At 72.5% G+C, this 14,325-nt stretch carries 16 protein-coding genes; 4 read left to right on the top strand and 12 right to left on the bottom strand.

What is annotated here, in order from left to right:
- The 3 genes from VIB11_RS02315 to VIB11_RS02305 all read right to left on the bottom strand — a co-directional run.
- The coding region (locus VIB11_RS02315) for a hypothetical protein (protein WP_332027987.1) at window positions 1-339 on the bottom strand (339 nt) is incomplete at its 3' end.
- Window positions 336-1,889, bottom strand: coding sequence for a leucyl aminopeptidase family protein (locus tag VIB11_RS02310; RefSeq protein ID WP_332027985.1), 1,554 nt, complete (start codon window positions 1,887-1,889; stop codon window positions 336-338). The genes VIB11_RS02315 and VIB11_RS02310, both read right to left, overlap by 4 nt.
- 133 nt (window positions 1,890-2,022) lie before the next feature.
- Window positions 2,023-2,196, bottom strand: a complete 174-nt coding sequence (locus VIB11_RS02305) for a DUF3117 domain-containing protein (RefSeq protein WP_332027983.1) — start codon at window positions 2,194-2,196, stop codon at window positions 2,023-2,025.
- Window positions 2,197-2,352: 156 nt separating this feature from the next.
- On the opposite strand from VIB11_RS02305, the gene VIB11_RS02300 reads away from it, so the two are divergent.
- The gene (locus VIB11_RS02300; protein WP_332027982.1) at window positions 2,353-3,150 is read left to right on the top strand and encodes a PaaX family transcriptional regulator C-terminal domain-containing protein; all 798 of its coding nucleotides are present in this window, start codon (window positions 2,353-2,355) and stop codon (window positions 3,148-3,150) included.
- Here VIB11_RS02300 and VIB11_RS02295 read toward each other — a convergent pair.
- The gene (locus tag VIB11_RS02295) at window positions 3,139-4,896 is read right to left on the bottom strand and encodes an aminotransferase class V-fold PLP-dependent enzyme (protein WP_332027980.1); all 1,758 of its coding nucleotides are present in this window, start codon (window positions 4,894-4,896) and stop codon (window positions 3,139-3,141) included. The two genes, VIB11_RS02300 and VIB11_RS02295, sit on opposite strands and share 12 nt — an antisense overlap.
- Window positions 4,897-4,923: 27 nt before the next feature.
- Between VIB11_RS02295 and VIB11_RS02290 the strand changes: the two genes are divergently transcribed.
- The gene (locus VIB11_RS02290; RefSeq protein WP_332027978.1) at window positions 4,924-5,748 is read left to right on the top strand and encodes an enoyl-CoA hydratase-related protein; all 825 of its coding nucleotides are present in this window, start codon (window positions 4,924-4,926) and stop codon (window positions 5,746-5,748) included.
- A gap of 33 nt (window positions 5,749-5,781) precedes the next feature.
- On the opposite strand, the gene VIB11_RS02285 is transcribed toward VIB11_RS02290, so the two are convergent.
- The 7 genes from VIB11_RS02285 to dapE all read right to left on the bottom strand — a co-directional run bounded on the left by VIB11_RS02285 (window position 5,782) and on the right by dapE (window position 11,666).
- Window positions 5,782-7,044, bottom strand: a complete 1,263-nt coding sequence (locus tag VIB11_RS02285; RefSeq protein WP_332027976.1) for a hypothetical protein — start codon at window positions 7,042-7,044, stop codon at window positions 5,782-5,784.
- Window positions 7,041-8,234 (bottom strand): hypothetical protein, encoded by a 1,194-nt coding sequence (locus tag VIB11_RS02280; RefSeq protein ID WP_332027974.1) that lies wholly within the window; start codon window positions 8,232-8,234, stop codon window positions 7,041-7,043. The genes VIB11_RS02285 and VIB11_RS02280 overlap by 4 nt, the downstream gene beginning before the upstream one ends.
- Window positions 8,231-8,809, bottom strand: coding sequence for a DNA-3-methyladenine glycosylase I (locus VIB11_RS02275; RefSeq protein ID WP_332027972.1), 579 nt, complete (start codon window positions 8,807-8,809; stop codon window positions 8,231-8,233). The genes VIB11_RS02280 and VIB11_RS02275 overlap by 4 nt, the downstream gene beginning before the upstream one ends.
- The gene (locus VIB11_RS02270) at window positions 8,806-9,279 is read right to left on the bottom strand and encodes an SRPBCC family protein (RefSeq protein WP_332027970.1); all 474 of its coding nucleotides are present in this window, start codon (window positions 9,277-9,279) and stop codon (window positions 8,806-8,808) included. Before VIB11_RS02270 ends, VIB11_RS02275 begins: the two co-directional genes overlap by 4 nt.
- 2 nt (window positions 9,280-9,281) lie before the next feature.
- Window positions 9,282-9,599 carry a DivIVA domain-containing protein gene (locus tag VIB11_RS02265; RefSeq protein WP_332027968.1) on the bottom strand — a complete coding sequence of 106 codons (318 nt, stop codon included), beginning with the start codon at window positions 9,597-9,599 and terminating at the stop codon, window positions 9,282-9,284.
- A gap of 82 nt (window positions 9,600-9,681) precedes the next feature.
- A complete protein-coding gene (locus VIB11_RS02260) occupies window positions 9,682-10,455 on the bottom strand; it encodes a TIGR00730 family Rossman fold protein (protein ID WP_332027966.1) in 774 nt (257 codons plus the stop codon).
- A 122-nt stretch (window positions 10,456-10,577) separates the two neighbouring features.
- On the bottom strand, window positions 10,578-11,666 hold the full coding sequence (gene dapE, locus VIB11_RS02255; protein ID WP_332027964.1) for a succinyl-diaminopimelate desuccinylase: 1,089 nt from the start codon (window positions 11,664-11,666) through the stop codon (window positions 10,578-10,580).
- Window positions 11,667-11,729: 63 nt separating this feature from the next.
- Between dapE and dapD the strand changes: the two genes are divergently transcribed.
- Together dapD and VIB11_RS02245 are read left to right on the top strand one after the other, a co-directional pair.
- Complete coding sequence (gene dapD / locus VIB11_RS02250; RefSeq protein ID WP_332027962.1) at window positions 11,730-12,659, top strand: 2,3,4,5-tetrahydropyridine-2,6-dicarboxylate N-succinyltransferase; 930 nt, start codon at window positions 11,730-11,732, stop codon at window positions 12,657-12,659.
- Window positions 12,646-13,530 carry a hypothetical protein gene (locus tag VIB11_RS02245; RefSeq protein ID WP_332027960.1) on the top strand — a complete coding sequence of 295 codons (885 nt, stop codon included), beginning with the start codon at window positions 12,646-12,648 and terminating at the stop codon, window positions 13,528-13,530. The genes dapD and VIB11_RS02245 overlap by 14 nt, the downstream gene beginning before the upstream one ends.
- A gap of 87 nt (window positions 13,531-13,617) precedes the next feature.
- Here VIB11_RS02245 and VIB11_RS02240 read toward each other — a convergent pair.
- Window positions 13,618-14,325, bottom strand: a 708-nt coding sequence (locus tag VIB11_RS02240; RefSeq protein ID WP_332027958.1) for a citrate/2-methylcitrate synthase, incomplete at its 5' end; no start/stop codon positions are given.

Genomic DNA, 14,325 nt, shown 5'->3' with positions numbered 1-14,325 from the left:
GGGCCCGCGGCGGAAGCCGGCGGGCCCCTCGGCGATCGCCACCACCTCGAACGCCTCGATCGTCGTCGGCGACGAGCCGATGATGCGGCTGCCGGCCGACTCGGCCGCGCCCGCCACGAACTCCTCCCGGAAGTCGTCGCGGTAGACGGCCTCGTCGAAGACGTAGGTCCCCTCGAACCAGTGCCCCTCGCGCATCCGCCACGTCTTGAAGGCCAGTCCGTCGAGGAACATGAACTTCGCCATCGAGGTTCCGATGACGTACTCCCGCAGGCGCTCCTCGACTCCCTCTGCGGCGTCCTCGAGCGACCAGCGAACGGTCAGGCCGTATCCGGCGTTCATCGCATCTCCTCCAGCCAGGTCAGCAGCAGCCGGGCACCGAAGCCTGTGGCTCCCTTGCTCAGCAGTCCGCGATCGACATCGGAGCGGCCGGTGCCCGCGATGTCGAGGTGCGCCCACCGTCGTGTGCCGGCGAACTCGCGCAGGAACAAGGCTGCCGTGATCGAGCCCGCGCCGCCCTTCGATCCCGCGATGTGGTTGATGTCGGCGACGTCGCTGTCGAGCAGGGGCCGGTAGTCGGCCACCAGCGGCAGTGGCCAGAGCGTCTCCCCGGCGCGTTCCCCCGCAGCGACGAGCTCGTCGCTGAGCCCTCCGTCGGTCGCGTAGACGGGCGCCATGCTGCGCCCGAAGGCGACCCGGGCCGCCCCGGTGAGGGTGGCGATGTCGAGCAGGATGTCGGGATCGAGGTGCTCGTCGGCGTAGGCGAGGGCGTCGGCGAGGACGATCCTGCCCTCCGCGTCGGTGTTGCCGATCTCGACGGTGCGCCCGCCGTACTGGGTGATGACATCACCGGGGCGGTAGGACGCGGCACCGACGGCGTTCTCAGCCAGGGGCAGCAGCCCGGTGACCCGCACCCCGACACCGAGGTCGCGACATGCCGCCAGCACCGCGAGGACGATCGCCGAACCTGACATGTCGGTCTTCATGGCGAGCATGCCCTCGGCGGGCTTGATGTCCAGGCCGCCGGTGTCGAAGGTGATGCCCTTGCCGACGAGGACGACCCGTGGTGTCGACGAGGTCGCGCCCGGCGGCTCCCAGTCGAGCTGCACGAGCCGCGGCGGGGTGGCGGACCCGCCTCCCACCGCGAGCAGGCCGCCGAATCCCTCGCGCCGCAGGGCCGCGTCGGACCATACCGACACCTTCAGCCCGGTGCGGCGGCCGAGGGTGCGGGCCTGGGCGGCGACCCAGGCGGGGTTCTTGACGTTCGAGGGCGTGACGCCCAGGCTGCGGGCCACCATGGTCGCCCGCGCGCGGATGGCCGCCCGGCGCACCGGCTCGGGGTCCGGCACCCCGAGGAGGGTGACCGTCGCCACGGGAGCGGTGCCGGCGGCGGGGTCCTTCGCGCTCCACCGCGGCGGGGTGTAACCGCCGAGGGCGCACCCCTCGACGAAGGCCGCCACCGGCTCCGGGGCGGGCCCGTCCTCGCCCCATGCGACCGATGCCACGAGGTGGCCGCGGCCGCGGGCGGCGCGCCCGAGCGCTGCGCCTGCCTGCCGAAGGTCGTCGGGCGAGCCGTCGCCGATCCCGACGAGGATCAGGCTGCGGGCACCCCGCTCCCCCGGCACCAGGGGGATCGTCGTCAGGGCACCGGGCTCGGTCTGCGGCTCATAGGCGGCGGAGACGGACTCCGGGTCCAGGCCGAGCAGCGCGACCGCCTCCGCAGCCGTGCCCGCGGTGATGCCACCCTCGCCGACCGAGACCGCCAGGACGAGCTGGGTGGGGTCGGCGTCGGCCAGCACGTCGGCGAGCGGCCGGTCTGAGGTCAGCCACTCGCTGGTCGCCGGCGAGAGCAGGTCGGGGGCGGAAGGGGCGGTGGGGAGGGCGTCAGGCACGCGCCGAGCCTACCCAGCGTGGCGGCGGTGGCAGGGTCCCGGGCACAGCGCCACGGCTCTGGCCCCGGAAACGAGTCGACCCCCGCCGGCTGGTGCCGGCGGGGGTCGTCGCTCACAGAGCGTGGAGTCCAGGTCAGGAGAGGCCCTCGCAGCCGTCGATGGCGGCCCCGAGCTCCTTCGCCTCGTCCGGGGTCATCTCGACGACGAGACGCCCACCGCCCTCGAGGGGCATGCGCAGAACGATCCCGCGACCTTCCTTGGTGACCTCGAGCGGGCCATCTCCGGTCCTCGGCTTCATCGCCGCCATCGGGTTTCCCCTTCCAGTGGGCGTGGATCTGGTGATGAGCGCGCGGGTCCACGCCAGTGTCTTCGCATCCCGACCGCGCCAGATTTGACACTCATTATCGCGGGAAGTTCGTCGACAGTGAAATCCGCCCCTCCGTCTTCCGCCAGACTGGCTTCCGTGCACGCACGCTCGGCTCTCTTCGACCTCTACGGCGACCACCTGCTCGCTCGTGGTGGCTGGGCGCCCATCTCCGCGGTCGTCGGCCTGCTCGGCACCCTCGACATCAGCGCCCCGGCGGTGCGCACGGCCGTCTCGAGAGTGGTGCGCGAGGGCTGGCTGGAGCCCGTCGAGCGCGACGTGCGCGGGTATGCCGCGACCGCGCAGGCCCGCGACCGCCTCGCCCAGGCCCACGCCCGGATCTACCGCACCGAGGCCCGGGAGTGGGACGGCCACTGGCACATCGTGACCGTCGACCGGATCGCCGACCGCAACGCCCGCGCGCGGCTCGCGCAGTCCCTGGGGTACCTCGGCTACGGCCACCTCGCCGCGGACACCTGGGTCGCCCCGCGCGAGAGCCCGGAGCTGCCGGCCGTCCTCGCGCGGGCCGGCGTGGCCCGCCACGCGTTCCGGGCTCAGCACCAAGGGCAGGCCCGAGCCCTCGTGGGCCAGGTCTGGGACCTCGAGGGCCTGGCCGCGGCATACCAGCGCTTTGCGGACGCGGCTCGAGAGGCGGGCTCGCCCACCGACCCTCGCGGCGCCTTCGCGGCGCGCTCCGCACTCGTGCACGCCTGGAGGCTGTTCCTCTTCACCGACCCCGGCCTGCCCGACGAGGTGCTCCCGCCGCACTGGCCCGGTCGGGAGGCCGCCGCGCTGTTCGACCGCCAGGCGGCCGAGCTCATGCCGCAGGCGAGTGCCTGGGTCGACCAGTGGCTCTCGGGAAACCCCGCCGCGGGGGCGCAGGCCTCACGGGCCTGACAGGCTGGCAGGCGGCAGCTCGAACCACCGCAGGTGGTCGAAGTCGGCGTTGACCTCGGCGTCCCCGTCGCAGGGCGTTGCCGCGCGCAGGATCTGCTCGGCCTCGCGCAGGTAGCCCTGCAGCGCCGACTCCGGGGCGCGGTCGTGCTGCCGCGGGTAGACCAGCTCGCCGTCGGCGTCGTAGCCGACCTGGCCCAACCGCAGCGGGGGCTCGACCGGCCCGCGCCGGTGGTGCCAGCGCCCCGTGGCGGGGTCGAAGCGGTAGTCGCCGAGAAGCCGCCAGCCGTCGCGGGCGACCAGGCGGACCGCCTCGACGATGTAGTCGAGCACCGGCTCGGAGATGAAGTAGTTGAAGTTCACCCGCACCCAGCCGGGTTTGATTCCCTCGCAGCCGTGGCCGATCTCGCGGTCGAGCTCATGGCTGCGCTCGGGGTCGATGCCCAGCAGGTAGTGGCCGTAGGGACCGGCGCACGAGCAGCCGCCCCGGGACTGGATCCCGAACAGGTCGTTGAGGACCGCAACCACGAAGTTGTGGTGCAGGAACCGAGCCCGGTCCCCCGGCGCACGGATCACGAACGAGACGATCGACAGCCGGTCGGCATCGAGGTTGCCAAGGATCTCGATGGCCGGTTCCTCCCGCCACGCCTCCACGGCCCGTCTCAGGAAGTGCTCCTCCCGGGCCCGGATCACCTCGACCCCTACGGCCTGCTTGAGCTGGAAGACGAGCCCGGCCCTGATCGACTCGATGATGGCCGGGGTGCCGCCCTCCTCACGGTGGGCCACGTCGTCGAGGTAGCGGTGCTCGTCCTTGTTGACGAAGGCGACCGTGCCCCCACCGGGGACGTCCGGGACCCGGTTGGTCGCCAGCGCGCGGCGCATGACGAGCACGCCGGGGGTGGCCGGGCCCCCGATGAACTTGTGCGGGCTCAGGAAGATCGCGTCCTTGTATGCCGCGGGGCCGGCCCCCGCGGGGCCGTACATCTCGATCTCGACGTAGGGGCCGGCGGCGGCGAAGTCCCAGAAGGACAGGGCACCGTGCTCGTGGAGGAGAGTGGCGATGGCGCCGGTGTCGCTGACGATTCCGGTGACGTTGCTGGCGGCCGAGAAGGAGCCGATCTTCAGCGGTCTCTCCCGGTGTCGCTCGAGCTCCTCGCGCAGCCTGTCGAGGTCGATGTGCCCGTCGTGGTCCTGCGGGATCACGACCACGTCGGCGATGGACTCGCGCCAGACCAGCTCGTTGCTGTGGTGCTCGTAGGGCCCGATGAAGACCACGGGCCGCTGGTCGGCGGGGATGTGCGCGGTGACGTGGTGCTGGTCCTCCAGGGTCGAGGGGACGCGCAGCCCCAGCATGCCCACCAGCTTGTCGATGGCGCCGGTGCAGCCCGACCCGGCGAAGATGACGACCGTCTCGTCGTCGCCCCCGACCGCCTCGTTGATGGTGGCGCGGGCGTCCTCGCGGAGCCGGGTCGTCTGCAGCCCGGTGCCCGAGGACTCCGTGTGCGTGTTGGCGTACCGGGGCAGGACCTCGTCACGGATGAAGTCCTCGATGAAGGACAGGGCGCGGCCGCTGGCGGTGTAGTCGGCGTACGTCACCCGTCGCGGGCCGTAGGGGGTCTGCATGACCTGGTCGTCGCCGATGACCGCCTCGCGGATCCTGCGCAGCAGGGGCGACTCGGGCGGAAGGTGCCGGGTCGTGGCCGCCGGCTGGACGTGGCGGATCTCATGCCCGCGGCTCTGGTGTGGCACGTACCCACTATAGGAATGATGGGGGCCATGACCGACGCGATCCCCACGCCCGAGGCACCCGCAGAGCCCCCAGTCCTCCTCGAGACCTCACCGAGTGGTGTCGCGACGGTCCGGCTGAACCGGCCCGACGCCATGAACTCCCTCGACGTTGCCACCAAGGACCTGCTGCTGCAGACCCTGCGGTCGGTGGCCGAGGACCCCGAGGTCCGCTGCGTCGTCCTCACCGGGTCGGGGCGGGCGTTCTGCGTCGGGCAGGACCTGCGCGAGCACGTCGGCCTGCTGAAGGGCGCCGCGGACGAGCTGTTCCGCACCGTTCCCGAGCACTACAACCCGATCGTCGAGCTGATCGCGACGATGCCCAAGCCGGTCATCGCGGCCATCAACGGCGTCGCTGCCGGCGCGGGCGCGGCCTTTGCGTTCGCCGCCGACTTCCGGCTGATGGTGCAGGAGGGCGGGATCAACCTCGCGTTCGCGGGCATCGCCCTCTCCTGCGACAGCGGTTCGTCGTGGTCGCTCCCCCGTCTCGTCGGCCCGGCGAGGGCCAAGGAGCTGCTGCTGCTGCCGCGCACCGTCCCCTCGGGTGAGTGCCTCGACCTCGGGCTGGTGACGCGGGTGCTGCCGGCTGACGAGCTCGACGCCGCCGTCGACGAGCTGGCCGAGACGCTGGCCGCGGGCCCGACCCTCGCCTACGGCTGCATTCGACGCGCGATCGCCCACAGCGCCGCCGCGCCGCTGTCCGACGCGCTCGCCCGCGAGGGCGAGTACATGGCTCTCACGGGCGCAAGCGCCGACCACCACGCCGCCGTGGACGCCTTCCTGGCCAAGGAGAAGCCCGTCTTCACCGGCCGCTGAGCGCTCGACCCGCCCCGCGACCCTGGGGAAGCGTCACGGGGGGTTGGCACCCCACGGGGTGTAGGTCAGCAGTGCGGCGGTGAACCAGAACAGCCCCACGGTGAGGGCGATGACCACGACGGCCACGCGTCGACGCCAGTGCGGGACCACCGAGGCGCCGGTCGAGGTGCGCATCGCCACGCTGGCGAACAGCGCCATGATCGGGAAGTCCAGCAGCAGGAAGCGCCACATGCTGGTGATGGGCCGCACCACGGCCAGCAGGTAGAACGGGTACGCCAGCGCCCAGGTGCGCAGCTCGATGGCCAGCCAGCGGCCGTGGCGACCCAGGATGAGCGCGACGTAGGTGGCCACCAGGCCAACCATGACGACGACGCCGGCGATGCCGCGCTCCTCCCACGCCCAGGTCAGCCACAGGACGAAGGGCCCGCGGTCCGGCTGCTGCCCCCAGGCCGCCTGCACGTCGAAGAACGCCCGCGGCAGGCCGCTGGTCACCCCGACGTAGACCGGCCACGCCACCGCGGAGACGGCCGTGGCGGCCAGCATGACCGCGGCACTGGTGCGCTGGCCCCGCAGCGGCTGCACCCCCGCTGCGCGGTCCTCGCGCCACCGGATCACCAGGTGGGCCAGGGCCGAGCAGGCCAGCGCCGGGGCCACGCCGCGGGTGAAGCCCAGGGCCAGCGCGACCACCCCCACCCAGGCGTACTGCCGTCGCATCAGCAGGAGCAGGGCGCCCGCGACGAGGACGCACGCGAGCGCCTCCGTGTACGGCATCAGGAGGATGCCGGTCGCCGGGTAGAGGCACCAGAGGGCGGCGGCCACGAGGGAGAGCCGCTCTCGGGCCGGCTGCGGCGAGGCGTGCAGCGCGAAACGGAACGCTTTCCACACCAGCAGGACGGCGACTCCGCCCAGCACCAGGTTGAGGGCCACGGCCGCGGCGGTGAACGGCAGTCCCGTCAGCATCAGGCCGCGCACGAGCAGTGGGAAGCCGGGGTAGAACGCCCAGGCGCTGTACGTCAGCCGTCCGGTGTCGGGATCGGCAGGCAGCGGCAGGGGGTACCCGCGCTCGGCGATCTCCGCGTACCACTCGGCGTCCCAGAGCCCGAGGATGTCGCTCACCGTCGGGCCGAGGTGCCCCACACCGGCCGGCGTCTGGAACCACGACGCCGCCGCGTACATCGCGAGGAGCACGACGACCCGCGACGCGGCATACCAGGCGAGCAGGAACAGCACCGGTCGCTGCAGGGCCCGGCCAGCGAGCTCGCTGCGCCGCTCGGTCGTCAGCAGGGCGGCGATCACGGCGGGTAGTCCGAGGGCGGCACGAAGACGAGGAGCTCGAAGACCCAGATGGCCTGCCCGACGACACCGGCGGCCACCAGCACGCCCGTCCGCCAGCCGAGGAAGCGTGGCCTGCGGTCGGGCCAGCCACCGCCGAGCAGGACCACGAGCAGCGGGAAGAGCGGCAGCAGGTAGCGGAAGATGCTGGTGAACGGGTCCAGGACCAGGCCGAGGTAGGCCGGGTACGCCAGGCACCAGCTGCGCAGCTCCGGGCCGAGAGCCCGCGCCCAGGGACCGCAGACCATGACGACGATCGTGGTCACCACCGCCGCCAGGGCGACCGGGCCGTAGGTGCCTGCGAGCTCGTAGTCGCGGAACACCCACTCGGACATCCACAGCCACGGCTTGAGCGGCACGATCTCGCCACCAGCCCGCCAGGCGGCCATGGTGTCGGTGTAGGCGGTCGGCGATCCCGTCACCGCCCAGGCGATCGTCGGCCAGGTGAGGCCGGAGACCGCGCAGGCCACGAGCGCGCCCGCACCGGCGAGGTACTCGCCGCCGGAGACCGGGCACTCGCGACGGCGCCGCCACCGCACCGCCAGGGCGACCGCGACGACCGCGAGCAGGGGCAGCGCGATGGGGCGGGTCAGCCCGAGGACCAGCGCGAGGCCGGCGGCCACCGCCCACCGTTGGCGCATCACCGCCCAGAGGAACCCGCACAGCACGAGCATCGCCAGCGACTCGGTGTACGACAGCTGTAGTGACACCGCGGACGGGAAGGCAGCCCAGGCCGCGACGGCCCCCAGCGCCACGCGCCGCCCCACGCGCTCGGCCAGCAGCCCGGCCATCAGCACGGCGGCGCCGAGCCCGCACACCAGCGCCAGCGTCGAGGCGACCGCGGGGAACCCGAGGCCGGTGACGCCCATGAGACCCCGAGCCAGCAGCGGGTAGAGGGGGTAGAAGGCCCACGCGTTCTGCGACGGCCTCCCGCTGGTCGGGTCCAGCGGGAGCTCGCGCGGGTAGCCCTGCTCGGCGACGGTGCGGTACCAGCTGCCGTCCCACAGCACGGTCATGTCGACGTAGTCCACGTCGGGGCCGGTCCACGACTCGACCGGCACCTGGTCGTTGACCGCGAGGAGGACGATGACGGCGGACACCGCGCGCAGGGCGAGGTAGACGGCCGCAGCCCGCGCCGCCAGTCCCCGGGTCACCGCACACCAGCCCGGTGACAGCCGTCGATGTGGTCGTCGACGACCCCGCAGGCCTGCATCGCGGCATACATGGTCGTCGGGCCGACGAAGACGAACCCGGCGCGCTTGAGCGCTGCGGCGAGGGCCACCGACTCCGGCGACGTGGCCCGCAGCTGCGACACGTCGGCGGGCCGGGTGTGGGACTCCGGCGCGAACGACCAGAAGACGGCGTCGAGGCCGCCTGCGTCGCGCAGCGCGACCACCGCCCGGGCGTTGGTGATGGCGGCCTCCACCTTGAGGCGGTTCCGGACGATGCCGGCATCGGCCATCAGCCGGGCACGGTCCGCGTCGTCGAAGGCGGCGACGCGCTCGGGGTCGAAGCCGGCGAACGCGGCGCGGAACGCCTCCCGCTTGCGCAGGATGGTCAGCCACGACAGCCCGGACTGGAACGCCTCGAGGGTGATCCGCTCGAACAGCGGGCTCTCCCCGCGCACCGGCACCCCCCACTCGGTGTCGTGGTAGGCGAGGTAGTCGTCGGTGGTCCCGGCCCAGGGGCAACGGGCGAGGCCGTCCGGCCCCGCAACGACGCCCGTCACCGGGCTGCCTCTCCCTCGCGTGCGACCGCCTCATCGAGCATGGCGTCCAGGGCGCGTGCGAACATCGGCCCGCTCACGCGGTCGGTGGCGGCCCGGGCGAGACGCCCGAGCAGACGTGGGCGGAGCGTGATCTCCTCGGCCCAGGTGACGGTGCTGCCCACCGGCGCCGCGGTGACGCGCACGTCGGCCCAGCCGCTCAGGACGCGCCCGGTCTTGAGGACGGCGAACCCGCCACGACCCTCGTCGTCTCCGGTCGGCGGCTCCCACCGGGTGAGCACCATGGAGTCGGAGAACCGGAGCGGGCCGATGCCGCTGAGGCCGGCGAACCCCCAGCCCACCCGCGGCGGGCCGTCGTCGACGCGCATGGTCGTGAGCGGGATCCACGACTCGTATGCCGCGAAGTCGGTGAGCACGCCCCACACGGTGGTGGGGTGTGCGGGGCAGGTGCGGATGAGGGTGAACGGTGCCATCGTCAGACGCCGGGCTCCTGCGGCGAGGCGGCCAGGCCTTCCTCCTGGCCCCTCAGGGCCTCGAGCTGGCGCTCCTGCTCCGCGAGGCGGTCCTGCAGCCGGTCGAGGACCCGGTCGACCTGGTCCATGCGGTAGCCGCGCAGCGCGGTGTCGAAGTGGACTCCCTCGATGTCGCGGGCCGTGAACGCCTCGGGCAGACCGGGGTCGGGCTGGCTGGTGACCGGGTCAGGCATCGGGTCGTAACGGATCCACCCGGCGAGCATGGCGCCGACCACGCCGACGAGGAGGACGGCGACAGCCGTGAGCAGGACCCAGATCACGCGCTGATCGTCGCATGCCGAGCGGGCCGGGTCACACCGGGACACAGGCATGCCCGGGCCGGTCGGCGCGATCCCGTCGCGCTCACTCGGGGCGGTGCGGCCGGACGCTGGGCTCGGAGTCGATGATGATCCGCACGGCCTCGTCGACGTCGTCGGTCAGCTGCAGCAGCGCGAGGTCCTCGCGACTGATCGTCCCGTGCTCCGCGAGGGTCCCGGTCAGCCACTGGAACAGGCCGCTCCAGTACTCCGACCCGATCAGCACCAGCGGGAACGACGTCACCTTCTGGGTCTGCACCAGGGTCAATGCCTCGAAGAGCTCGTCGAGGGTGCCGAAGCCGCCGGGGAGGACGATGAAGCCCTGGGCGTACTTCACGAACATCGTCTTGCGTGCGAAGAAGTACCGGAAGTTCACGCCGAGGTCGACGTAGGGGTTCAGGCCCGCCTCGAAGGGGAGCTCGATGCCCAGGCCGACCGAGGCCCCGCCGGCCTCGAGCGCGCCGCGGTTGGCCGCCTCCATGGCCCCGGGGCCGCCCCCGGTGATGACGGCGTACCCGGCCCTGGCGAGGGCCCGGCCGACCTCACGGCCCAGGGTGTAGTGCGGGCTGTCGACCGGGATGCGGGCCGAGCCGAACACGCTGACCGCGGGCCCGAGCTCGGCGAGGGCGCCGAAGCCCTCGACGAACTCGCTCTGGATGCGCATGACCCGCCACGGGTCGGTGTGCAGCCAGTCGGCGCGCCCCTTGTTGTCCAGCAGCCGCTGGTCGGTCGTCGTGCCGGGGACCCGCGAGCGCCGCAGGGTCACCGGCCCCGTGTGGTACTCCCACTCGCCCTCCGGATCAGCGTCGAGCTCGCTCATGGTGTCCTCCCTGCCGCTGGTGTGGGTGCTGCTGGTCGGTGCCGCCGCTGGTTGCGTGGTGGGTGCCGCTGCTGGGTGCGCTGGTGGTGCCGGTGGTGGCGGTGGTGGTGGCGCCGGGTCTGTTACGCGAGCCAGCGCATCAGTGCGGCCTCCGCCTCGGTCATCTGTGCCACCGGGCACCGCTCGTCGTCGTGGTGGGCGAGGTTCGGGTCGCCCGGGCCGAAGTTGACCGCGGCGATGCCGAGCTCGGAGAAGCGGGCCACGTCGGTCCAGCCCTCCTTGGCCACGACCTCGACGCCGAGCGCGTCGACGAAGGCGCGGGCCGCCGGCAGGTCCAGCCCCGGACGGGCCCCTCCGGCGTTGTCGACGACGTCCACCTCGAAGCCGGCGAACAGGTCCTCGACATGGGCGGCCGCCTCGGCCTCGGAGAGGTCCGGCGCGTACCGGTAGTTGACCGTGACGACGCACTCGTCGGGGATGACGTTGCCGGCGATGCCGCCCCGGATGGCGGTGGCGTTGAGGGCCTCGCGGTACTCCAGGCCGTCGACGGTGACGGTGCGAGGCTGGTATGCCGTGAGGCGGTCGATGACCTCGCCCGCATCGTGGATGGCGTTGCGCCCGTTCCACGGTCGCGCCGAGTGGGCGGCGACGCCGCGCACCGTGACGTGGGCGCGCAGGGTGCCCTTGCAGCCGCCCTCGACCTGGGCGGCGGTGGGCTCGAGGAGGACCGCGAAGTCGGCCTCGAGCAGGTCTGGCCGCTGCTCCTGGATCAGCCGCAGGCCGTTGAACTCGCTGTCGATCTCCTCGCCCTCGTAGAACACGAAGGTGAGGTCCCGGCTCGGCTCGGTGACCGCGGCCGCCACCTTGAGCTGCACCGCGACGCCGCCCTTCATGTCGACGGTGCCCCGGCCCCAGAGCTCGTCGCCGCGGAGCTCCGTCGGCAGGTTCGGCGGAGCCGAGGTCAGCGGGACGGTGTCGATGTGGCCCGCCAGCACGACCCGCTCGCTGCGACCGAGGGTGGTCCGCGCGACCAAGGAGTTGTTGACACGCGTCAGCTCGAGGTGGGCCAGTGGGGCGAGGGCGGCCTCGATGGCGTCGCAGAGGGTCTGCTCGTTGGTGCTGACCGACTCGATGTCGCACAGCGCCGCCGTCAGGGTGACGACGTCGGCCGAGAGGTCGAGGACGGGCGCGGTCGCAGGGGCGGTGGTCATGCGCGCCAGCCTATCCACCAGCCGTTCTCGGACCGGTCATCCGCCTCGCCTAGGCTGGCCCCCATGAGTGAGCGCACAGCCTCGGGATTCGGACTCGCGACCATCACCGACGACGGGGTGGTCCTCGACACGTGGTACCCCGAGCCGGCGCTCGGTCCGCTGGCGGCCGACGTCTCCGCACCCTCCGAGCTGGAGGCGCTCGTCGGCAAGGACGAGGTCCGCGCCGTGCGCCGCGAGCTCGTGTCCACCACCATCGACCTCGACTCCGCCCCCTCCGACGCCCCCGACGCGTACCTGCGCCTGCACCTGCTCTCGCACCGGCTCGCCGCCCCCAACACCCTCAACCTCGACGGGATCTTCGGTGTCCTCGCCAATGTCGTGTGGACCACCCAGGGCCCCTGCGCCGTCGAGGGTTTCGAGCTCACCCGGGCCCGCCTGAGCGCCCGGGGGCCCGTCCAGGTGCTCAGCATCGACAAGTTCCCCCGCATGGTCGACTACGTCGTCCCCAGCGGGGTCCGGATCGGCGACGCCGACCGGGTCCGCCTCGGCGCCCACCTCGCAGCCGGCACCACGGTGATGCACGAGGGCTTCGTCAACTTCAACGCAGGGACCCTCGGGACGTCGATGGTCGAGGGACGGATCAGCCAGGGCGTGGTCGTGGGCGACGGCTCGGACATCGGCGGTGGCGCCTCGACGATGGGCACCCTCTCCGGGGGCGGGTCGGAGCGCGTCAGCATCGGCGAGCGCTGCCTGCTCGGCGCGGAGTCCGGCCTGGGCATCGCGCTGGGCGACGACTGTGTGGTCGAGGCCGGGCTCTACCTCACCGCCGGCACCAAGGTGACGCTGCCGGACGGCGCCGTCGTCAAGGCCCGCGAGCTGTCGGGCCAGGACAGCCTGCTGTTCCGGCGCAACTCGGTCACCGGTACCGTCGAGGCCACGGCGCGCGACGGCCACGGCATCGTGCTGAACTCGGCGCTGCATGCCAACGACTAGGCGAGGGGGCCTCGTCCTCTCCGAGGACCGCCCGCGGTCCCGCACCCGCAAGGCCCTCACTCGCGCCGTCCTCACCCTCTTCGCCCTCGGCCTGGTCGCGGCCGGCTACCTCGGGGTGCAGGGCTTCCTGCACAACCTGGGCGGTCCGCGGTGCCAGGCGACGGCCCTCGGCACCAGCGTCGACTTCGACCCGTCCCAGACCCGGTATGCCGCGACGATCACCGCGCTCGCGGTCAAGCGAGGCCTGCCGCCGCGGGCGGCGACGATCGCCATCGCCACCGCCATCCAGGAGTCGAAGCTGCGGAACCTGCGCTACGGCGACCGCGACTCCATCGGCCTCTTCCAGCAGCGCCCCTCCCAGGGGTGGGGCACTGAGCAGCAGATCCTCGACCCGGTCTATGCGACGAACCGCTTCTACGACGCCCTCGTCAAGGTCCAGGGCTACGAGTCGATGGAGATCACCAAGGTCGCGCAGGAGGTCCAGCGCAGCGCCTACCCGGAGGCGTACGCCGACCACGAGCAGGAGGGTCGGATCCTCGCCAGCGCCCTGAGCGGCCACTCGCCGGCCGGTCTCGGCTGCCGTCTCGACGCTGCCGACTCCAGTGACCCGGCCAGCCTCGTCACCGAGCTCGAGGCCGAGCTCGGGGTCAGCGCCAGGAGCACGGGCTCGACCGTCGAGCTGACTGCCGACTCGGCGCTGCAGGCCTGGGCGGTGGGCGCCTGGGCGGTGGCCAAGGCGGACACCCACGGGGTCGAGCGGGTGCGGGTCGAGGGCCGGGAGTGGACGCGGACCCGCGACGAGGACGGCTGGGCGTGGCAGTCCACCCCGGGCGGGGCGGCCAAGACGGTCACCATCACCCTCGCGGGCTGAGCCTCCACCACCACAGGGCGACGCGACGAGGCCCGCACCGTGTCCCACGGTGCGGGCCTCGTTGTTCGGCCTGGAGCGACCGAGACGTCAGCGCTGGCCGATCGCGACGTAGTCGCGCTCGGTGGCGCCGACGTAGATCTGGCGAGGACGGCCGATCTTGGTCTGCGGGTCCTCGATCATCTCGCGCCACTGCGCGACCCACCCCGGCAGGCGGCCGAGGGCGAACAGGACGGTGAACATCCGCGTCGGGACGCCCATCGACTTGTAGATGAGGCCGGTGTAGAAGTCGACGTTCGGGTAGAGCTTGCGCTCCACGAAGTAGTCGTCCTCGAGCGCCGTCTGCTCGAGCTTGAGGGCGATCTCGAGCAGCTCGTCCTGGACGCCGCCCTTGTTCAGGATGGTGTCGGCGGTCTTCTTGATGATCGCCGCGCGCGGGTCGTAGTTCTTGTAGACGCGGTGCCCGAAGCCCATGAGCTTCACGCCGTCTTCCTTGTTCTTGACCTTCTTCACGAAGGCGTCGACGTCGCCGCCGTCGGCCTTGATCCGGTCGAGCATCTCGAGGACGGACTGGTTCGCCCCGCCGTGCAGCGGCCCGAAGAGCGCGTTGATGCCGGCCGATACCGATGCGAAGAGGTTCGCCTGCGAGGAGCCCACGAGCCGCACGGTCGAGGTGGAGCAGTTCTGCTCGTGGTCGGCGTGCAGGATGAGCAGCAGGTCGAGCGCCTTGACCATGTCGGGGTCGAGGTCGTAGGGCTCGGCCGGGAAGCCGAACGTCATCCGCAGGAAGTTCTCGGT

Source organism: Pedococcus sp., from assembly GCF_036554925.1.
GTDB lineage: Bacteria > Actinomycetota > Actinomycetes > Actinomycetales > Dermatophilaceae > Pedococcus_A.
This window is presented reverse-complemented; position numbering and strand designations above follow the sequence as displayed.

Coding starts and splice junctions, on each gene's coding strand:
- VIB11_RS02260 (WP_332027966.1), bottom strand. CDS start 10,455: ATGAGCGAGCTCGACGCTGATCCGGAGGGCGAGTGGGAGTACCACACG.
- VIB11_RS02305 (WP_332027983.1), bottom strand. CDS start 2,196: ATGGCGGCGATGAAGCCGAGGACCGGAGATGGCCCGCTCGAGGTCACC.
- dapE (WP_332027964.1), bottom strand. CDS start 11,666: ATGACCACCGCCCCTGCGACCGCGCCCGTCCTCGACCTCTCGGCCGAC.
- VIB11_RS02290 (WP_332027978.1), top strand. CDS start 4,924: ATGACCGACGCGATCCCCACGCCCGAGGCACCCGCAGAGCCCCCAGTC.
- VIB11_RS02270 (WP_332027970.1), bottom strand. CDS start 9,279: ATGGCACCGTTCACCCTCATCCGCACCTGCCCCGCACACCCCACCACC.
- VIB11_RS02245 (WP_332027960.1), top strand. CDS start 12,646: ATGCCAACGACTAGGCGAGGGGGCCTCGTCCTCTCCGAGGACCGCCCG.
- dapD (WP_332027962.1), top strand. CDS start 11,730: ATGAGTGAGCGCACAGCCTCGGGATTCGGACTCGCGACCATCACCGAC.